General features: G+C 57.7%; 10 protein-coding genes. 8 read left to right on the top strand and 2 right to left on the bottom strand.

The window, feature by feature from the left end; all coding sequences use genetic code 11:
- Positions 1 to 19: 19 nt before the first annotated feature.
- The 3 genes from rpoB to rpoC are packed head-to-tail and all read left to right on the top strand — an operon-like array spanning position 20 to position 8754.
- On the top strand, positions 20 to 4156 hold the full coding sequence (gene rpoB, locus ACR0K4_RS17090; RefSeq protein WP_480854943.1) for a DNA-directed RNA polymerase subunit beta: 4137 nt from the start codon (positions 20 to 22) through the stop codon (positions 4154 to 4156).
- Entirely contained in the window at positions 4153 to 4509 is a 357-nt protein-coding gene (locus ACR0K4_RS17085; protein ID WP_480854942.1) for a hypothetical protein, read from the top strand. The genes rpoB and ACR0K4_RS17085 overlap by 4 nt, the downstream gene beginning before the upstream one ends.
- 3 nt (positions 4510 to 4512) lie before the next feature.
- Positions 4513 to 8754 carry a DNA-directed RNA polymerase subunit beta' gene (gene rpoC / locus ACR0K4_RS17080; RefSeq protein WP_480521772.1) on the top strand — a complete coding sequence of 1414 codons (4242 nt, stop codon included), beginning with the start codon at positions 4513 to 4515 and terminating at the stop codon, positions 8752 to 8754.
- Between the two features lie 112 nt (positions 8755 to 8866).
- On the opposite strand, the gene ACR0K4_RS17075 is transcribed toward rpoC, so the two are convergent.
- Positions 8867 to 9790: an adenylate/guanylate cyclase domain-containing protein gene (locus tag ACR0K4_RS17075; protein ID WP_480854941.1), complete on the bottom strand. Its 924-nt coding sequence runs from the start codon at positions 9788 to 9790 to the stop codon at positions 8867 to 8869.
- A 160-nt stretch (positions 9791 to 9950) separates the two neighbouring features.
- Here ACR0K4_RS17075 and ACR0K4_RS17070 point away from each other — a divergent pair, with 160 nt between their 5' ends.
- Positions 9951 to 10820: a DMT family transporter gene (locus ACR0K4_RS17070; RefSeq protein ID WP_480854940.1), complete on the top strand. Its 870-nt coding sequence runs from the start codon at positions 9951 to 9953 to the stop codon at positions 10818 to 10820.
- On the opposite strand, the gene ACR0K4_RS17065 is transcribed toward ACR0K4_RS17070, so the two are convergent.
- Positions 10805 to 11620 carry a putative rhamnosyl transferase gene (locus tag ACR0K4_RS17065; RefSeq protein ID WP_480854939.1) on the bottom strand — a complete coding sequence of 272 codons (816 nt, stop codon included), beginning with the start codon at positions 11618 to 11620 and terminating at the stop codon, positions 10805 to 10807. The genes ACR0K4_RS17070 and ACR0K4_RS17065 overlap by 16 nt on opposite strands.
- Before the next feature lie 397 nt (positions 11621 to 12017).
- On the opposite strand from ACR0K4_RS17065, the gene rpsL reads away from it, so the two are divergent.
- The 4 genes from rpsL to ACR0K4_RS17045 all read left to right on the top strand — a co-directional run.
- Positions 12018 to 12389 (top strand): 30S ribosomal protein S12, encoded by a 372-nt coding sequence (gene rpsL / locus ACR0K4_RS17060; RefSeq protein WP_005621086.1) that lies wholly within the window; start codon positions 12018 to 12020, stop codon positions 12387 to 12389.
- A gap of 15 nt (positions 12390 to 12404) precedes the next feature.
- Complete coding sequence (rpsG, locus tag ACR0K4_RS17055; protein WP_170446863.1) at positions 12405 to 12875, top strand: 30S ribosomal protein S7; 471 nt, start codon at positions 12405 to 12407, stop codon at positions 12873 to 12875.
- 18 nt (positions 12876 to 12893) lie between these two features.
- Positions 12894 to 15011 carry an elongation factor G gene (gene fusA, locus ACR0K4_RS17050; RefSeq protein WP_480854938.1) on the top strand — a complete coding sequence of 706 codons (2118 nt, stop codon included), beginning with the start codon at positions 12894 to 12896 and terminating at the stop codon, positions 15009 to 15011.
- A 60-nt stretch (positions 15012 to 15071) separates the two neighbouring features.
- Positions 15072 to 15162, top strand: a 91-nt coding sequence (locus ACR0K4_RS17045; RefSeq protein WP_036223564.1) for a GTP-binding protein, incomplete at its 3' end; no start/stop codon positions are given.

The following is a 15162-nucleotide window of genomic DNA, read 5'->3' as shown; positions in this document are numbered from 1 at the left end:
TCGAAAGGTGACATCTGACATGGCTCAAACGTTCCTTGGCCAGAAACGTCTTCGTAAATATTACGGCAAAATCCGCGAAGTTTTGGAAATGCCGAACCTCATTGAGGTCCAGAAATCTTCTTATGATCTTTTCCTGCGCTCCGGCGATGCAGAACAGCCCACAGACGGCGAAGGCATCAAAGGCGTGTTCCAGTCGGTTTTCCCGATCAAGGATTTCAACGAAACCTCTGTTCTGGAGTTCGTGAAATACGATCTGGAAAAACCCAAATACGACGTCGAAGAGTGTATGCAGCGCGACATGACCTACAGTGCGCCGCTCAAGGTCACTCTGCGTCTGATCGTGTTTGATGTCGATGAGGACACCGGCGCGAAATCGGTCAAGGACATCAAAGAACAGGACGTGTTCATGGGCGACATGCCCCTGATGACACCGAATGGTACCTTCATCGTGAACGGCACCGAGCGCGTGATCGTCAGCCAGATGCACCGCTCGCCCGGTGTGTTCTTTGACCACGACAAAGGCAAAACCCATTCCTCGGGCAAACTGCTGTTTGCCTGCCGCATCATCCCGTATCGCGGCAGCTGGCTGGACTTTGAGTTCGACGCCAAGGACATCGTCTTTGCCCGTATCGACCGTCGCCGGAAACTTCCTGTAACGACCCTGCTGTACGCGCTGGGTCTGGATCAGGAAGCGATCATGGACGCGTATTACAACACCGTGTCCTACAAGCTGGACAAGAAGAAAGGCTGGGTCACGCCCTTCTTCCCCGAGCGTGTGCGCGGCACCCGTCCGACTTACGATCTGATTGACGCGAAATCCGGTGAAGTGATTGCCGAAGCGGGCAAGAAAGTCACCCCGCGCGCGGTCAAGAAGCTGATCGACGAAGGTGCTGTCACCGACCTGCTGGTGCCCTTCGATAACATCGTCGGCAAATACGTCGCCAAGGACATCATCAACGAGGAAAACGGCGCGATCTATGTCGAAGCCGGCGATGAGCTGACCCTTGAGTATGACAAAGACGGCGACCTGATCGGTGGCACCGTCAAGGACCTGATGGATGCGGGCATCACCGACATCCCGGTTCTGGACATCGACAACGTCAACGTTGGCCCCTACATGCGCAACACCATGGCTCAGGACAAGAACCTGAACCGTGAAAGCGCGCTGATGGACATCTACCGCGTCATGCGTCCGGGCGAGCCGCCCACCGTCGAAGCGGCCTCGGCCCTGTTCGATACGCTGTTCTTCGACAGCGAGCGTTATGACCTGTCCGCCGTTGGCCGCGTGAAGATGAACATGCGTCTGGCTCTGGACGCGCCGGATACCCTGCGCACCCTGCGCCGCGAAGACATCGTGGCCTGCATCAAGGCGCTGGTGGAACTGCGTGACGGCAAAGGCGACGTGGACGATATCGACCACCTCGGCAACCGTCGTGTGCGTTCGGTCGGCGAACTGATGGAAAACCAGTACCGCGTTGGCCTGCTGCGCATGGAGCGCGCGATCAAAGAGCGTATGTCGTCGGTCGAGATCGACACCGTCATGCCGCAGGATCTGATCAACGCGAAACCGGCTGCGGCTGCTGTTCGTGAATTCTTCGGCTCGTCGCAGCTGTCGCAGTTCATGGACCAGACCAACCCGCTGTCGGAAGTCACCCACAAACGCCGCCTCTCGGCGCTTGGCCCCGGTGGTCTGACACGTGAGCGTGCGGGCTTTGAGGTGCGCGACGTACACCCGACCCACTATGGCCGGATGTGCCCGATTGAAACGCCGGAAGGTCCGAACATCGGTCTGATCAACTCGCTGGCCACCTTTGCCCGCGTGAACAAGTATGGCTTCATCGAAACACCCTACCGCGTCGTTAAAGACGCCGAGGTGACCGATGAGGTTCACTACATGTCCGCGACCGAGGAAATGCGTCACACCGTGGCGCAGGCGAACGCGACGCTGGATGCGGATGGCAAGTTCATCAACGATCTGGTGTCGACCCGTCAGGCCGGTGACTACACGCTTGCCCCGCGCGAGAATGTGGACCTGATCGACGTATCGCCGAAACAGCTGGTCTCGGTCGCTGCATCGCTGATCCCGTTCCTTGAAAATGACGACGCCAACCGCGCTCTGATGGGCTCGAACATGCAACGTCAGGCGGTTCCGCTGCTGCGCGCCGAAGCGCCGCTGGTCGGCACCGGGATCGAGGAAAAGGTTGCGATCGACTCAGGCGCTGCGATCCAGGCGAAACGCGCCGGTATCATCGACCAGGTCGATGCCCAGCGTATCGTTATCCGCGCCACCGAAGATCTGGAACTGGGCGATGCTGGCGTTGACATCTATCGTCTGCGCAAATTCCAGCGGTCTAACCAGAACACCTGCATCAACCAGCGTCCGCTGATCAAGGTGGGTGATACTGTCCAGAAGGGCGAGGTCATTGCCGATGGTCCGTCGACCGATATGGGTGAACTGGCCCTTGGTAAGAACGTGGTCGTCGCGTTCATGCCGTGGAACGGTTACAACTACGAAGACTCGATCCTGATCTCGGAACGTATCGCGCGTGACGACGTCTTTACCTCGGTCCATATCGAGGAATTCGAAGTCGCCGCCCGTGACACGAAGCTGGGCCCGGAAGAGATCACCCGCGACATCCCGAACGTCGGTGAAGAAGCGCTGCGCAACCTCGACGAGGCGGGCATCGTTTACATCGGCGCAGATGTTGAGCCGGGCGATATTCTGGTCGGCAAGATCACTCCGAAGGGCGAAAGCCCGATGACCCCGGAAGAAAAGCTGCTGCGCGCCATCTTTGGCGAAAAAGCATCTGACGTGCGCGACACTTCGCTGCGCGTGAAGCCGGGCGATTACGGTACGGTCGTTGAGGTTCGCGTCTTCAACCGTCACGGCGTCGAGAAAGACGAGCGTGCGTTGCAGATCGAGCGTGAGGAAGTCGAACGTCTGGCCCGTGACCGGGACGACGAGCTGGCGATCCTGGACCGCAACATCTATGCGCGTTTGCAGGGCCTGATCCTGGGTAAAACCGCTGTCAAAGGCCCGAAAGGCGTCAAGGCAGGGTCGGTGATCACCGAGGAACTGCTGGAAACCCTGACCCGTGGTCAGTGGTGGCAGCTGGCACTGGAAGGTGAGCAGGACGCACAGATCGTTGAGGCTCTGAACGAGCAATACGAAGTGCAAAAGCGTGCTCTGGACGCCCGTTTCGAAGACAAGGTCGAGAAAGTCCGTCGTGGCGACGACCTGCCGCCGGGTGTGATGAAGATGGTCAAAGTCTTCATCGCCGTGAAGCGCAAGCTGCAGCCGGGCGACAAGATGGCCGGTCGTCACGGGAACAAAGGTGTGATCTCCAAGGTTGTTCCGATGGAAGACATGCCGTTCCTGGCCGATGGTACACCGGTCGACTTCTGTCTGAACCCGCTGGGCGTGCCGTCGCGTATGAACGTTGGCCAGATCCTTGAAACCCACATGGGTTGGGCCGCACGTGGTCTGGGTCTGAACATCGATGAGGCTCTGGGTGAATACCGTCGGTCTGGCGATCTGACCCCGGTGCGCGAAGCGATGAAACTGGCCTATGGCGAGAATGTCTACGAAGAAGGCATCACTGGTCTGGACGAGGATGGCCTGATCGAGGCTGCGGGCAACGTGACTCGTGGTGTTCCGATCGCAACCCCGGTCTTCGACGGTGCCAAAGAGGCTGACGTCAACGACGCGCTGGTGCGTGCAGGCTTCTCGGAAAGCGGTCAGTCGGTTCTGTTCGACGGTCGCACCGGTGAGCAATTCGCGCGTCCGGTGACCGTTGGCATCAAGTACCTGCTGAAACTGCACCACCTTGTGGACGACAAAATCCACGCGCGTTCGACCGGGCCGTACAGCCTGGTTACCCAGCAGCCGCTGGGTGGTAAGGCGCAGTTCGGTGGTCAGCGCTTTGGTGAGATGGAGGTCTGGGCTCTGGAAGCTTACGGCGCCGCCTACACCCTGCAGGAGATGTTGACCGTGAAATCGGATGACGTCGCCGGCCGGACCAAAGTGTACGAGTCGATCGTCAAGGGCGAGGATAACTTTGAAGCGGGCGTACCGGAATCGTTCAACGTTCTGGTGAAAGAAGTCCGTGGCCTCGGCCTGAATATGGAACTCCTGGATGCGGAGGTGGATGAGTGAAAACGATCGCCGTCATGTCGGCTGTGTGCTTGTCCGTAGTTTCTTGCGGTAAGCCACAGTCGTTTGACGGAGAGTCGTATGAATTTCGCCCCGATCAGGATGGGTGGATTGCTGGGCACGATAACCCAAGCGTCACTCATCAGGTCCAGACCAGTTTTTCCTTCGGTGGAAGTACCGGCGATGCCAAGGAAAAACCTCTGATCGAAGCTATTTCGGACTTTTGCGGTTCAGACAGTGTGTTAACTGAAACAGATGTTGGCCTTGTCTCGCTTTCAACGCTGCATTGGGACGGAAATAACTCTTGGGGAACTATCACAACCTGGGGCTTCAACTGCCCTCAAGCACTTGGATAAAACATGAACCAGGAAATCACCAACAACCCGTTCAACCCGCTGACGCCGCCGAAGGTTTTCGACGAGATCAAGGTCTCGCTGGCGTCGCCCGAGCGGATTCTGTCTTGGTCCTATGGCGAGATCAAGAAACCCGAAACCATCAACTACCGGACGTTCAAGCCCGAGCGTGACGGTCTGTTCTGCGCGCGTATCTTTGGCCCGATCAAAGACTACGAGTGTCTGTGCGGCAAATATAAGCGGATGAAGTATCGCGGCGTTGTCTGCGAGAAATGCGGTGTTGAAGTCACCCTGCAGAAAGTCCGCCGCGAGCGTATGGGCCACATCGAACTGGCAGCGCCCGTAGCCCACATCTGGTTCCTGAAATCGCTGCCGTCCCGCATCGGTCTGATGCTGGACATGACGCTGCGCGATCTGGAACGCGTTCTGTACTTTGAAAACTACGTTGTCATCGAGCCCGGTCTGACCGACCTGACCTATGGCCAGATGCTGACCGAAGAAGAGTACATGGACGCGCAAGATGCCTATGGCATGGACGCGTTCACCGCGAATATTGGTGCGGAAGCCATCCGTGAGATGCTGGCCCAGATTGATCTGGAAGCCGAAGCCGAGCAGCTGCGCGCTGATCTGGCCGAAGCGACTGGTGAACTGAAGCCCAAGAAGATCATCAAGCGTCTGAAAGTTGTTGAATCCTTCCTCGAGTCAGGCAACCGGCCCGAATGGATGGTGATGACCGTGATCCCGGTCATTCCGCCGGAACTGCGTCCGCTGGTTCCGCTGGATGGTGGCCGTTTTGCGACTTCGGATCTGAATGATCTGTATCGCCGCGTCATCAACCGGAACAACCGTCTGAAGCGTCTGATCGAACTGCGCGCGCCTGACATCATCGTCCGCAACGAAAAGCGGATGCTGCAGGAATCTGTTGACGCTCTGTTCGACAACGGCCGTCGTGGCCGCGTGATCACCGGTGCCAACAAGCGTCCGCTGAAATCGCTGTCGGACATGCTGAAAGGTAAGCAGGGTCGCTTCCGTCAGAACCTTTTGGGTAAGCGCGTCGACTTCTCGGGCCGTTCGGTCATTGTGACCGGTCCGGAGCTTAAGCTGCACCAGTGTGGTCTGCCCAAAAAAATGGCGCTGGAGCTGTTCAAGCCGTTCATCTACTCGCGCCTTGAAGCCAAGGGTCTGTCTTCGACTGTTAAACAGGCGAAGAAACTGGTCGAGAAAGAGCGTCCCGAAGTGTGGGATATCCTCGATGAGGTGATCCGCGAACACCCTGTCATGCTGAACCGTGCGCCCACGCTGCACCGACTTGGCATTCAGGCGTTCGAGCCGGTCCTGATCGAAGGTAAAGCCATCCAGCTGCACCCGCTGGTCTGTTCGGCCTTTAACGCAGACTTCGACGGCGACCAGATGGCCGTTCACGTCCCGCTGAGCCTTGAGGCCCAGCTGGAAGCCCGTGTTCTGATGATGTCGACGAACAACGTTCTGTCGCCTGCAAACGGCGCGCCCATTATTGTCCCGTCGCAGGATATGATCCTGGGTCTGTACTATGTGACCCTGGAACGCGAAGGCATGCCGGGCGAAGGCAAGGTGTTTGGCTCGATCGAAGAAGTTCAGCACGCGCTGGACGCCGGTGAGGTGCATCTGCACACCAAGATCACCGCGCGGATCACGCAGATCGACGACGAAGGCAACGAAGTTCAGAAGCGCTATGAAACCACTCCGGGCCGTCTGCGTCTGGGTGCGTTGCTGCCGATGAACAACAAAGCGCCGTTCGAACTGGTCAACCGCCTGCTACGGAAGAAAGAAGTGCAGCAGGTGATCGACACTGTCTACCGCTATTGCGGTCAGAAAGAGTCGGTCATCTTCTGTGACCAGATCATGTCGATGGGCTTCAAAGAAGCGTTCAAGGCGGGCATCTCGTTCGGTAAGGACGACATGGTGATCCCCGACGACAAGTGGGGCATCGTCGATGACACCCGCGGTCAGGTGAAGGACTTTGAACAGCAGTACATGGACGGCCTGATCACTCAGGGCGAAAAGTACAACAAAGTTGTCGATGCCTGGTCGAAGTGTAACGACCGCGTCACCGAGGCGATGATGAGCACGATCTCGTCGTCGGATCGGGCAGAGGACGGGTCCGAGCAGGAACCAAACTCGGTCTACATGATGGCCCACTCGGGTGCGCGTGGCTCGGTCACTCAGATGAAACAGCTGGGCGGTATGCGCGGCCTGATGGCCAAGCCGAACGGTGACATCATCGAGACGCCGATCATCTCGAACTTTAAAGAAGGTCTGACCGTTCTCGAGTACTTCAACTCGACCCACGGTGCCCGTAAGGGTCTGTCGGATACCGCTCTGAAGACGGCGAACTCGGGTTACCTGACCCGTCGTCTGGTGGACGTGGCGCAGGACTGCATCGTTCGTGAGATCGACTGTGGCACCGAGCGTGCGATCACCGCCGAAGCAGCTGTGAACGATGGTGAGGTTGTCGCCTCGCTGGCCGAACGTGTGCTGGGCCGTGTCTCTGCCGACGACGTTCTGCGTCCCGGCACGGATGAGGTTCTGGTCGCTGCTGGTCAGTTGATTGACGAGCGCATGGCCGACACCATTGATGAGGCCGGTGTTGCCTCGATGCGCATCCGCTCGCCTCTGACCTGTGAGTCCGAGGAAGGCGTCTGTGCAACCTGCTACGGTCGTGACCTGGCCCGCGGTACCATGGTCAACACGGGTGAGGCTGTCGGCATCATCGCCGCCCAGTCCATTGGTGAACCCGGTACACAGCTGACAATGCGAACCTTCCACATCGGTGGTGTTGCTCAAGGTGGTCAGCAGTCGTTCCAGGAAGCCAGCCAGGAAGGTGTTGTTTCCTTCGAGAACCCGCAGATTCTGGTCAATGCCGCAGGCGAAAGCCTGGTCATGGGCCGGAACATGAAGCTGGTGATCAGCGACGAGCACGGCGAAGAGCGTGCCAGCCACAAGCTGGGTTACGGCTCCAAGCTGTTTGTCAAGGACGGCACCAAAGTGGCCCGTGGCGACAAGCTGTTCGAATGGGATCCCTACACCCTGCCGATCATCGCCGAGAAAGCCGGTACTGCGAAATACGTTGACCTTGTTTCGGGCCTCGCTGTCCGGGATGAGACCGATGATGCAACCGGTATGACCCAGAAGATCGTGATCGACTGGCGCGCCGCCCCCAAAGGCAGCGACCTCAAGCCCGAGATCATTCTGGTCGGTGAAGATGGCGAGCCGGTCCGCAATGACGCGGGCAACCCGGTTCACTATCCGATGTCGGTGGATGCGATCCTGTCGGTCGAAGATGGCCAGCAAATCGAAGCCGGTGACGTTGTCGCGCGTATCCCGCGTGAAGGCGCCAAGACCAAAGACATCACCGGTGGTCTGCCGCGTGTGGCCGAACTGTTCGAAGCCCGTCGTCCGAAAGATCACGCGATCATCGCAGAAGCCGATGGTTACGTGCGCTTTGGCCGCGACTACAAGAACAAGCGCCGCATCAGCATCGAACCGGCGGACGAGTCCATGGAGACCATCGAATACATGGTGCCCAAGGGCAAGCACATCCCGGTCGCCGAAGGGGACTTCATCCAGAAGGGTGAATACCTGATGGACGGTAACCCTGCCCCGCATGACATCCTGTCGATCATGGGTGTCGAAGCGCTGGCGGATTACATGATCGACGAGGTGCAGGACGTTTATCGTCTGCAGGGCGTGAAGATCAACGACAAGCACATCGAGGTCATCGTGCGCCAGATGCTGCAGAAGTGGGAGATCCTGGATTCAGGCGACACCACCCTGCTGAAAGGCGAGCATGTCGACAAGCAGGAGTTCGACGCGGCCAACGAGAAGACCATCTCGCGCGGCGGTCGTCCGGCTCAGGGCGAGCCGATCCTGTTGGGGATCACCAAAGCCTCGCTGCAGACGCGCTCGTTCATCTCGGCGGCGTCGTTCCAGGAAACCACCCGCGTTCTGACCGAAGCTTCGGTTCAGGGCAAGAAAGACAAACTGGTTGGCCTGAAAGAGAACGTCATCGTCGGCCGCCTGATCCCCGCCGGTACCGGTGGAGCGACCCAGGCCGTGCGTCAGGTTGCCCAGTCGCGCGACAATGTCGTCATTGAGGCGCGCAGGGAAGAGGCCGAAGCGGCCGCTGCTCTGGCCGCTCCGACGTTCGACGACGATATGGTCGGTGATGAGCTGGACGTTCTGGTGGAAACGCCGGAAAGCCGCGAGTAACTCGTGAAAACCGAAAAGTAGAGAAGGCTCCTGCAGGATTGCAGGGGCCTTTTTTTGTTGGCCTCCGATGCTCAATAGTGGTCGCATTGGACTAGAAGGTGACGGGCTTCATTCACACCCGCAGAACATGGGCTTTAACCGGATCCGCCTTGCCCTTGAGGTTAAGCGTGCGTTGTTCGGCTATTTCAGGCTTGTTGTTCAGGTGTTCATGGAAAGCTTCGGAATAAACCAGTTCTCGCGATCCAGCTTCTGCCTGAAAACGCGCGGCTATGTTGACCGTATCGCCGACTGCCGTGAAATCTTTGGCTGCGCCGGTCCGAATTGATCCCACGTTTGCAGTTCCCAAAGTCATGCCGACGCCGACATCAAGCGGGAGATTGCCGTTGTCCAAGCCCGTCACCAGCCTTTTTGCGGCCGCCAGCATCTTGTCTGCCGTATGTTCGCTCAGTGAGGGCAATGGCACAGGGTAGATCGCCATAATCTGATCGCCGATATATTCCACAATCGCGTCATCGCGGGTGATTTCTTGTGTCGCGACCTCATAGAACTGGGTCAACACGCGCGCCACCTCATCGGGCGCATGAGATTCAGACCACGCCGTAAAGCCCCGAAGATCGGCGAATAGAATTCCGACCTCAAGATTGATGGTAACGGCAGGCAAAGCTGTGAAGCAGCTTTGGCAAAAGTTCGGGTTTTTGGAAGAAGGCCTGATGCCCAGGACTTTTCCCAAACCTTCAAACGGCACGAGGCAAAATCTGCAACGCGGCGAAGAGGGCAGAAATCGTGTAATCGCCCGGACCCGACCAACAAATCCTGTCATGCACAGATTCAGGATAAGCGGATCCTCGTCCGAGGAAAGACGACTGACGATCCAAGCGTCGTGATTATAGATATACCAGACAAAAGCAGCGGTCAGCAGGATACACAGCAGCGCTCCGAGCAAAACCGAGTAGAGAACGGCCGAGATAATCGAAAGCGTCAGAATGAGAACGCCGACAAAGATTACTCCGATTTCAAACAGACGAGCGTTTCGCATCAACAGGTACCGGTTCGAACACGATCAGTATACACGACTTGTCTGTTTCTGCGTGCTTTGTTCTTTCGCTGATCGGTGAGGCCTTGTGAGCTCGGTGTCTTGACAAGAACGGACGTGATCTTGCCTATGTTTTTTATTTGGAAGCTTTGGAAGTCTTTGGATGACCCCGAATTTAAAGGGCGCCCTGCTGATGATGGGCAGCATGGCTGCGTTTACCGTCAACGATACGCTGGTCAAACTGGTCGGGCAGGAAATCCCGCTGTTTCAGCTTGTTGCAATGCGTGGCGCGCTTGCGTCTGTGCTGGTGTTCTTGCTGGCCAGGCATCTGGGGAGTTTGCATCTTAACTTCCCGCGTCATGACAAGTGGTTGGTGGCATTTCGCTGTGTCACCGAGCTGGCAGCCACGTTCTTTTTTCTCACCGCTCTGATGCACATGCCGCTTGCCAATGTGACGGCGGTTTTGCAGGCCTTGCCCCTGACAGTGACCCTGGGCGCGGCATTGTTTTTTGGAGAATCTATCGGTTGGCGGCGCATTGCGGCAATTGCGATGGGGTTCTCCGGGATGCTGCTGATTGTGCGTCCCGGCGCCGACGGGTTCAGCGTTTATGCCATCTATGTCCTGATTGCGGTCGTCGCGGTCACGGCTCGCGATCTGATCACGCGGCGTATGTCGGCGGATGTTCCGTCGATGGTGGTGACCTTGGCGACATCACTTTCGATTTCGTTGGCTGCGTTCGTTGCTTCGGTATTTCAGGGGTGGGTTGTCGTGCCGGTCACCTCGGGTGCGATGGTCGCCGGAGCTGCCGTATTTGTCCTGATGGGCTACTTGTTCAGCGTCATGGTCATGCGCGTGGGAGAAGTTGGTTTTGTCGCTCCGTTCCGGTACTCCAGCCTGCTATGGGCGCTGGGGCTGGGCTGGGTTGTGTTTGGTGACTGGCCCGATGCGATCACGCTGCTGGGGGCCGGTTTGGTCGTCGGCGCAGGGTTGTTTACCCTGTTCCGCGAACGCGCACGTCAAGCGGCGGTATGAACCTGACGAACATGCGCGGCGTCGATGGCGAAACGTGCCGAGAAGTCTTTCTGCATCTCCGGGGTCAAGGGGGCCAGCTGCGCCTTTTGCTTCTCTGCCCTGCGGGAATCGTTGAACCGGTTTAACGATCGCACCCACATAGGAACATCGGGGTAACTGATCACCGGCATGAAACGCCCGATCCGGTTATGAGAGAAGCTGATAATCGTGTGGGTGGATCCACCTGCAATGCACATCCCCAGCCCCACGCCCAACAGTGATTTGTAAACCTGCGCTGCCTTGATCCCCTCGGGGCCGAAACTGGCCAGATAGCCGTTGTTGAAATCGATCCCGATGGCCTGCCTTTGGTTCAGCAGCGCCTGACCATCGGATGCCGCTGCTCGCAAATGCTTGATGAAGTCCACGGAAACGGCATCGTCATCGTCATGGCGGAACTGAAGGCATGGTCGATCGGGACATGCACGCGCTTCGTGCAGAATGCGCTTCATGATCTGTCGATGTTTCAGGGTTGGATCAACCGGTTTCCGGATGATCCGGGCCTGGCTGATATTTGCGGTCAGATCATTGAGCCGCTCGAGCGCAGCATTTGGCAGACAGGTGCCGACAACGATCAGAAGCTCGAAATCCTCATCCGTTTGCGCGTGGAAGCTGGGCAATGTCGTGGATTCGAAAAGGCGAAACCGCTCTTCCAATCGTGCGGGGCTATAAAGATGGCGGCGGCGGGCTTCGACGGTGTCGTGTTCAATCTGAAAATCCCCCAGCGCAGGGAAGGAAAAGCGGCACAGGCCGATAACTTGCATGATTCACCCGTCAGAATTGGCTTGGCCAAACTATGCATATGCGCTTTCCGGCCTGCAACCGGGCTAGAGGGGTGGAACAGCATCAGATACGCTGATAAATCAGCGCTATCCGGCCTGAAGGGTATCAAGACCCGAGCGCTGTTGACACCGGCGCCGACTCCGCTTAATACGCGCGACATCTCGGTACCGGGGGCCGCCCCATAACCGATTTCAGTAATGAACTGGTCAAGGCCCGGACAGTTTTGTCGTTCGCGCCCTCTGATAACAAACCGCGACGTTCACCTCGGAATGGGAACGCTCGCGGGTTTTGCGCTTGTGGACGCATGAGTGCAGCGAATTTAACCGCACGCAACCCGCGTGCATGTCATGTGTGTTGCAAAACGGGGAAGAAACCGGAATGCCAACTATTCAACAGCTGATCCGCAAACCGCGGCAGCCCAAAGTAAAACGCTCGAAGTCCATGCACCTGGAGCAGTGCCCGCAGAAACGCGGCGTCTGCACACGTGTATATACAACCACACCGAAAAAGCCGAACTCGGCTATGCGTAAGGTTGCCAAGGTGCGCCTGACCAACGGGTTCGAGGTCATCTCTTACATCCCCGGTGAAAGCCACAACCTGCAGGAACACTCGGTTGTTCTGATCCGTGGCGGCCGTGTAAAAGACCTTCCAGGTGTGCGTTACCACATCCTGCGCGGTGTTCTGGATACTCAGGGCGTCAAAGACCGTAAGCAACGCCGTTCGAAATACGGCGCGAAGCGTCCCAAGTAAGAAGGAGAGGCTGATATGTCCCGTCGTCACGCCGCCGAAAAACGCGAAGTCCTGCCTGACGCCAAATTTGGCGACAAGGTTCTGACCAAATTCATGAACAACCTGATGATCGACGGCAAAAAGTCGGTCGCAGAGCGCATCGTTTACAACGCGTTTGACCGCGTTGAGACCAAGATCAAGCGCGCTCCTGTCGAAGTGTTCCACGAAGCGCTCGACAACATCAAACCGTCGGTCGAGGTTCGCTCGCGCCGGGTTGGTGGTGCAACCTATCAGGTTCCGGTCGAAGTCCGCCCCGAGCGCCGCGAAGCACTGGCCATCCGCTGGCTGATCACTGCTGCGCGCGGCCGCAACGAAAACACCATGGAAGAGCGCCTTGCAGGCGAGCTGCTGGACGCCGTTCAGTCCCGCGGTACTGCTGTGAAAAAGCGCGAAGACACCCACAAGATGGCCGAGGCGAACAAAGCCTTCAGCCACTACCGTTGGTAATTCAGAGGCTTATCAAAAATGGCACGCGAATATCCGCTCGAACTGTACCGTAACTTCGGTATCATGGCGCACATCGATGCAGGTAAGACCACCTGCTCGGAGCGTATCCTGTATTACACTGGTAAATCCCACAACATCGGTGAGGTGCACGATGGTGCAGCCACCATGGACTGGATGGAACAGGAGCAGGAACGCGGCATCACCATCACTTCGGCTGCGACCACCACCTTCTGGGAACGCACCGAAGACGGTCAGACCGCCGATACCCCCAAGCACCGCCTGAACATCATCGACACCCCCGGCCACGTTGACTTCACCATCGAAGTTGAACGCTCGCTGGCGGTTCTCGACGGTGCCGTTTGCGTTCTGGACGCAAACGCCGGTGTTGAGCCCCAGACCGAAACCGTGTGGCGTCAGGCTGACCGCTACAAGGTTCCGCGTATGGTTTTCGTCAACAAAATGGACAAGATCGGCGCAGACTTCTTCAACTGCGTTCGCATGATCGAAGACCGCACCGGCGCACGCGCTGTTCCGGTTGGTATTCCGATCGGCGCCGAATCCGAGCTGGAAGGTTTGATCGACCTTGTCACCATGGAAGAGTGGCTGTGGCAGGGCGAAGATCTGGGCGCAAGCTGGATCAAAGCACCGATCCGCGACAGCCTGAAAGACATGGCTGACGAATGGCGCGGCAAGATGATCGAAGCGGCCGTCGAAATGGACGACGACGCGATGATGGAATACCTGGAAGGCAATGAGCCCGACGTTACGACCCTGCGCGCCCTGCTGCGCAAAGGTACTCTGGACATCGCGTTCGTTCCGGTTCTGGGTGGCTCGGCGTTCAAGAACAAAGGCGTTCAGCCGCTGCTCAACGCTGTGATCGACTATCTGCCCAGCCCGCTGGACGTTGTCGATTACATGGGCTTCAAACCCGGCGACGAAGAAGAAGTTCGTGATATCGCACGTCGTGCCGATGACGACATGGCCTTCTCGGGTCTGGCGTTCAAAATCATGAACGACCCCTTCGTTGGCTCGCTGACCTTTACCCGGATCTACTCGGGCACCATGAACAAGGGTGACTCGATCCTGAACTCGACCAAAGGTAAGAAAGAGCGCATCGGTCGTATGATGATGATGCACTCGAACAACCGGGAAGAGATCGAAGAAGCGTTTGCAGGCGACATCATCGCGCTGGCGGGTCTGAAAGACACCACCACCGGTGACACCCTGTGTGATGCGAAGGATCCGGTGGTTCTGGAAACCATGACCTTCCCCGATCCGGTGATCGAGATCGCGGTTGAGCCCAAAACCAAGGGCGACCAGGAAAAGATGTCCCAGGGTCTGGCCCGTCTGGCCGCCGAAGACCCGTCTTTCCGCGTGGAAACTGATCTGGAATCGGGTCAGACCATCATGAAGGGCATGGGCGAACTTCACCTGGACATCCTGGTGGATCGTCTGAAGCGCGAGTTCAAGGTTGAGGCAAACATCGGTGCGCCGCAGGTGGCCTATCGCGAAACCATTGGTCACGAAGTTGAACATACCTACACCCACAAGAAACAGTCGGGTGGTTCGGGTCAGTTCGCCGAAGTCAAAATGGTCATCTCGCCGACAGAGCCTGCCGAAGGTTATTCGTTTGAAAGCCGCATCGTTGGTGGTGCTGTTCCGAAGGAATACATTCCGGGCGTTGAAAAAGGCATCAACTCGGTCATGGACAGCGGCCCGCTGGCTGGCTTCCCCGTGATCGACTTCAAGGTCGCCCTGCTGGACGGTAAGTTCCACGACGTTGACTCGAGCGTTCTGGCGTTCGAAATCGCGGCTCGTATGTGTATGCGTGAAGGCATGCGCAAAGCGGGCGCGAAACTGCTGGAACCGATCATGAAGGTCGAAGTGATCACCCCGGAAGAATATACCGGCGGTATCATCGGCGACCTGACCTCGCGTCGTGGCCAGGTGTCTGGTCAGGAACCGCGCGGCAACGCAATTGCGATTGATGCGTTCGTTCCGCTGGCGAACATGTTCGGCTACATCAACACCCTGCGTTCGATGTCGTCGGGCCGTGCCCAGTTCACCATGCAGTTCGACCACTACGATCCGGTTCCGCAGAACATCTCGGACGAGATTCAGGCGAAATACGCATAAGCGAAGATTTGAGGGAGCGTGGGTATCACGCTCCCTTCATTACCGAAAAAGGAGGCCATCATGGCAAAGGAAAAGTTTGAGCGTAATAAGCCGCACGTCAACATCGGTACGATTGGCCACGTTGACCACGGCAAGACCACGCTGACCGCAG

The sequence above is a fragment of the Ruegeria sp. K11 genome (genome assembly GCF_056531905.1).
This window is presented reverse-complemented; position numbering and strand designations above follow the sequence as displayed.

Bases quoted from the DNA above. Each gene is read 5' to 3' on its own strand.
- rpoB (WP_480854943.1), top strand. From the start codon at position 20: ATGGCTCAAACGTTCCTTGGCCAGAAACGTCTTCGTAAATATTACGGC.
- rpoC (WP_480521772.1), top strand. From the start codon at position 4,513: ATGAACCAGGAAATCACCAACAACCCGTTCAACCCGCTGACGCCGCCG.
- ACR0K4_RS17075 (WP_480854941.1), bottom strand. From the start codon at position 9,790: ATGCGAAACGCTCGTCTGTTTGAAATCGGAGTAATCTTTGTCGGCGTT.
- ACR0K4_RS17070 (WP_480854940.1), top strand. From the start codon at position 9,951: ATGACCCCGAATTTAAAGGGCGCCCTGCTGATGATGGGCAGCATGGCT.
- ACR0K4_RS17065 (WP_480854939.1), bottom strand. From the start codon at position 11,620: ATGCAAGTTATCGGCCTGTGCCGCTTTTCCTTCCCTGCGCTGGGGGAT.
- rpsL (WP_005621086.1), top strand. From the start codon at position 12,018: ATGCCAACTATTCAACAGCTGATCCGCAAACCGCGGCAGCCCAAAGTA.
- rpsG (WP_170446863.1), top strand. From the start codon at position 12,405: ATGTCCCGTCGTCACGCCGCCGAAAAACGCGAAGTCCTGCCTGACGCC.
- fusA (WP_480854938.1), top strand. From the start codon at position 12,894: ATGGCACGCGAATATCCGCTCGAACTGTACCGTAACTTCGGTATCATG.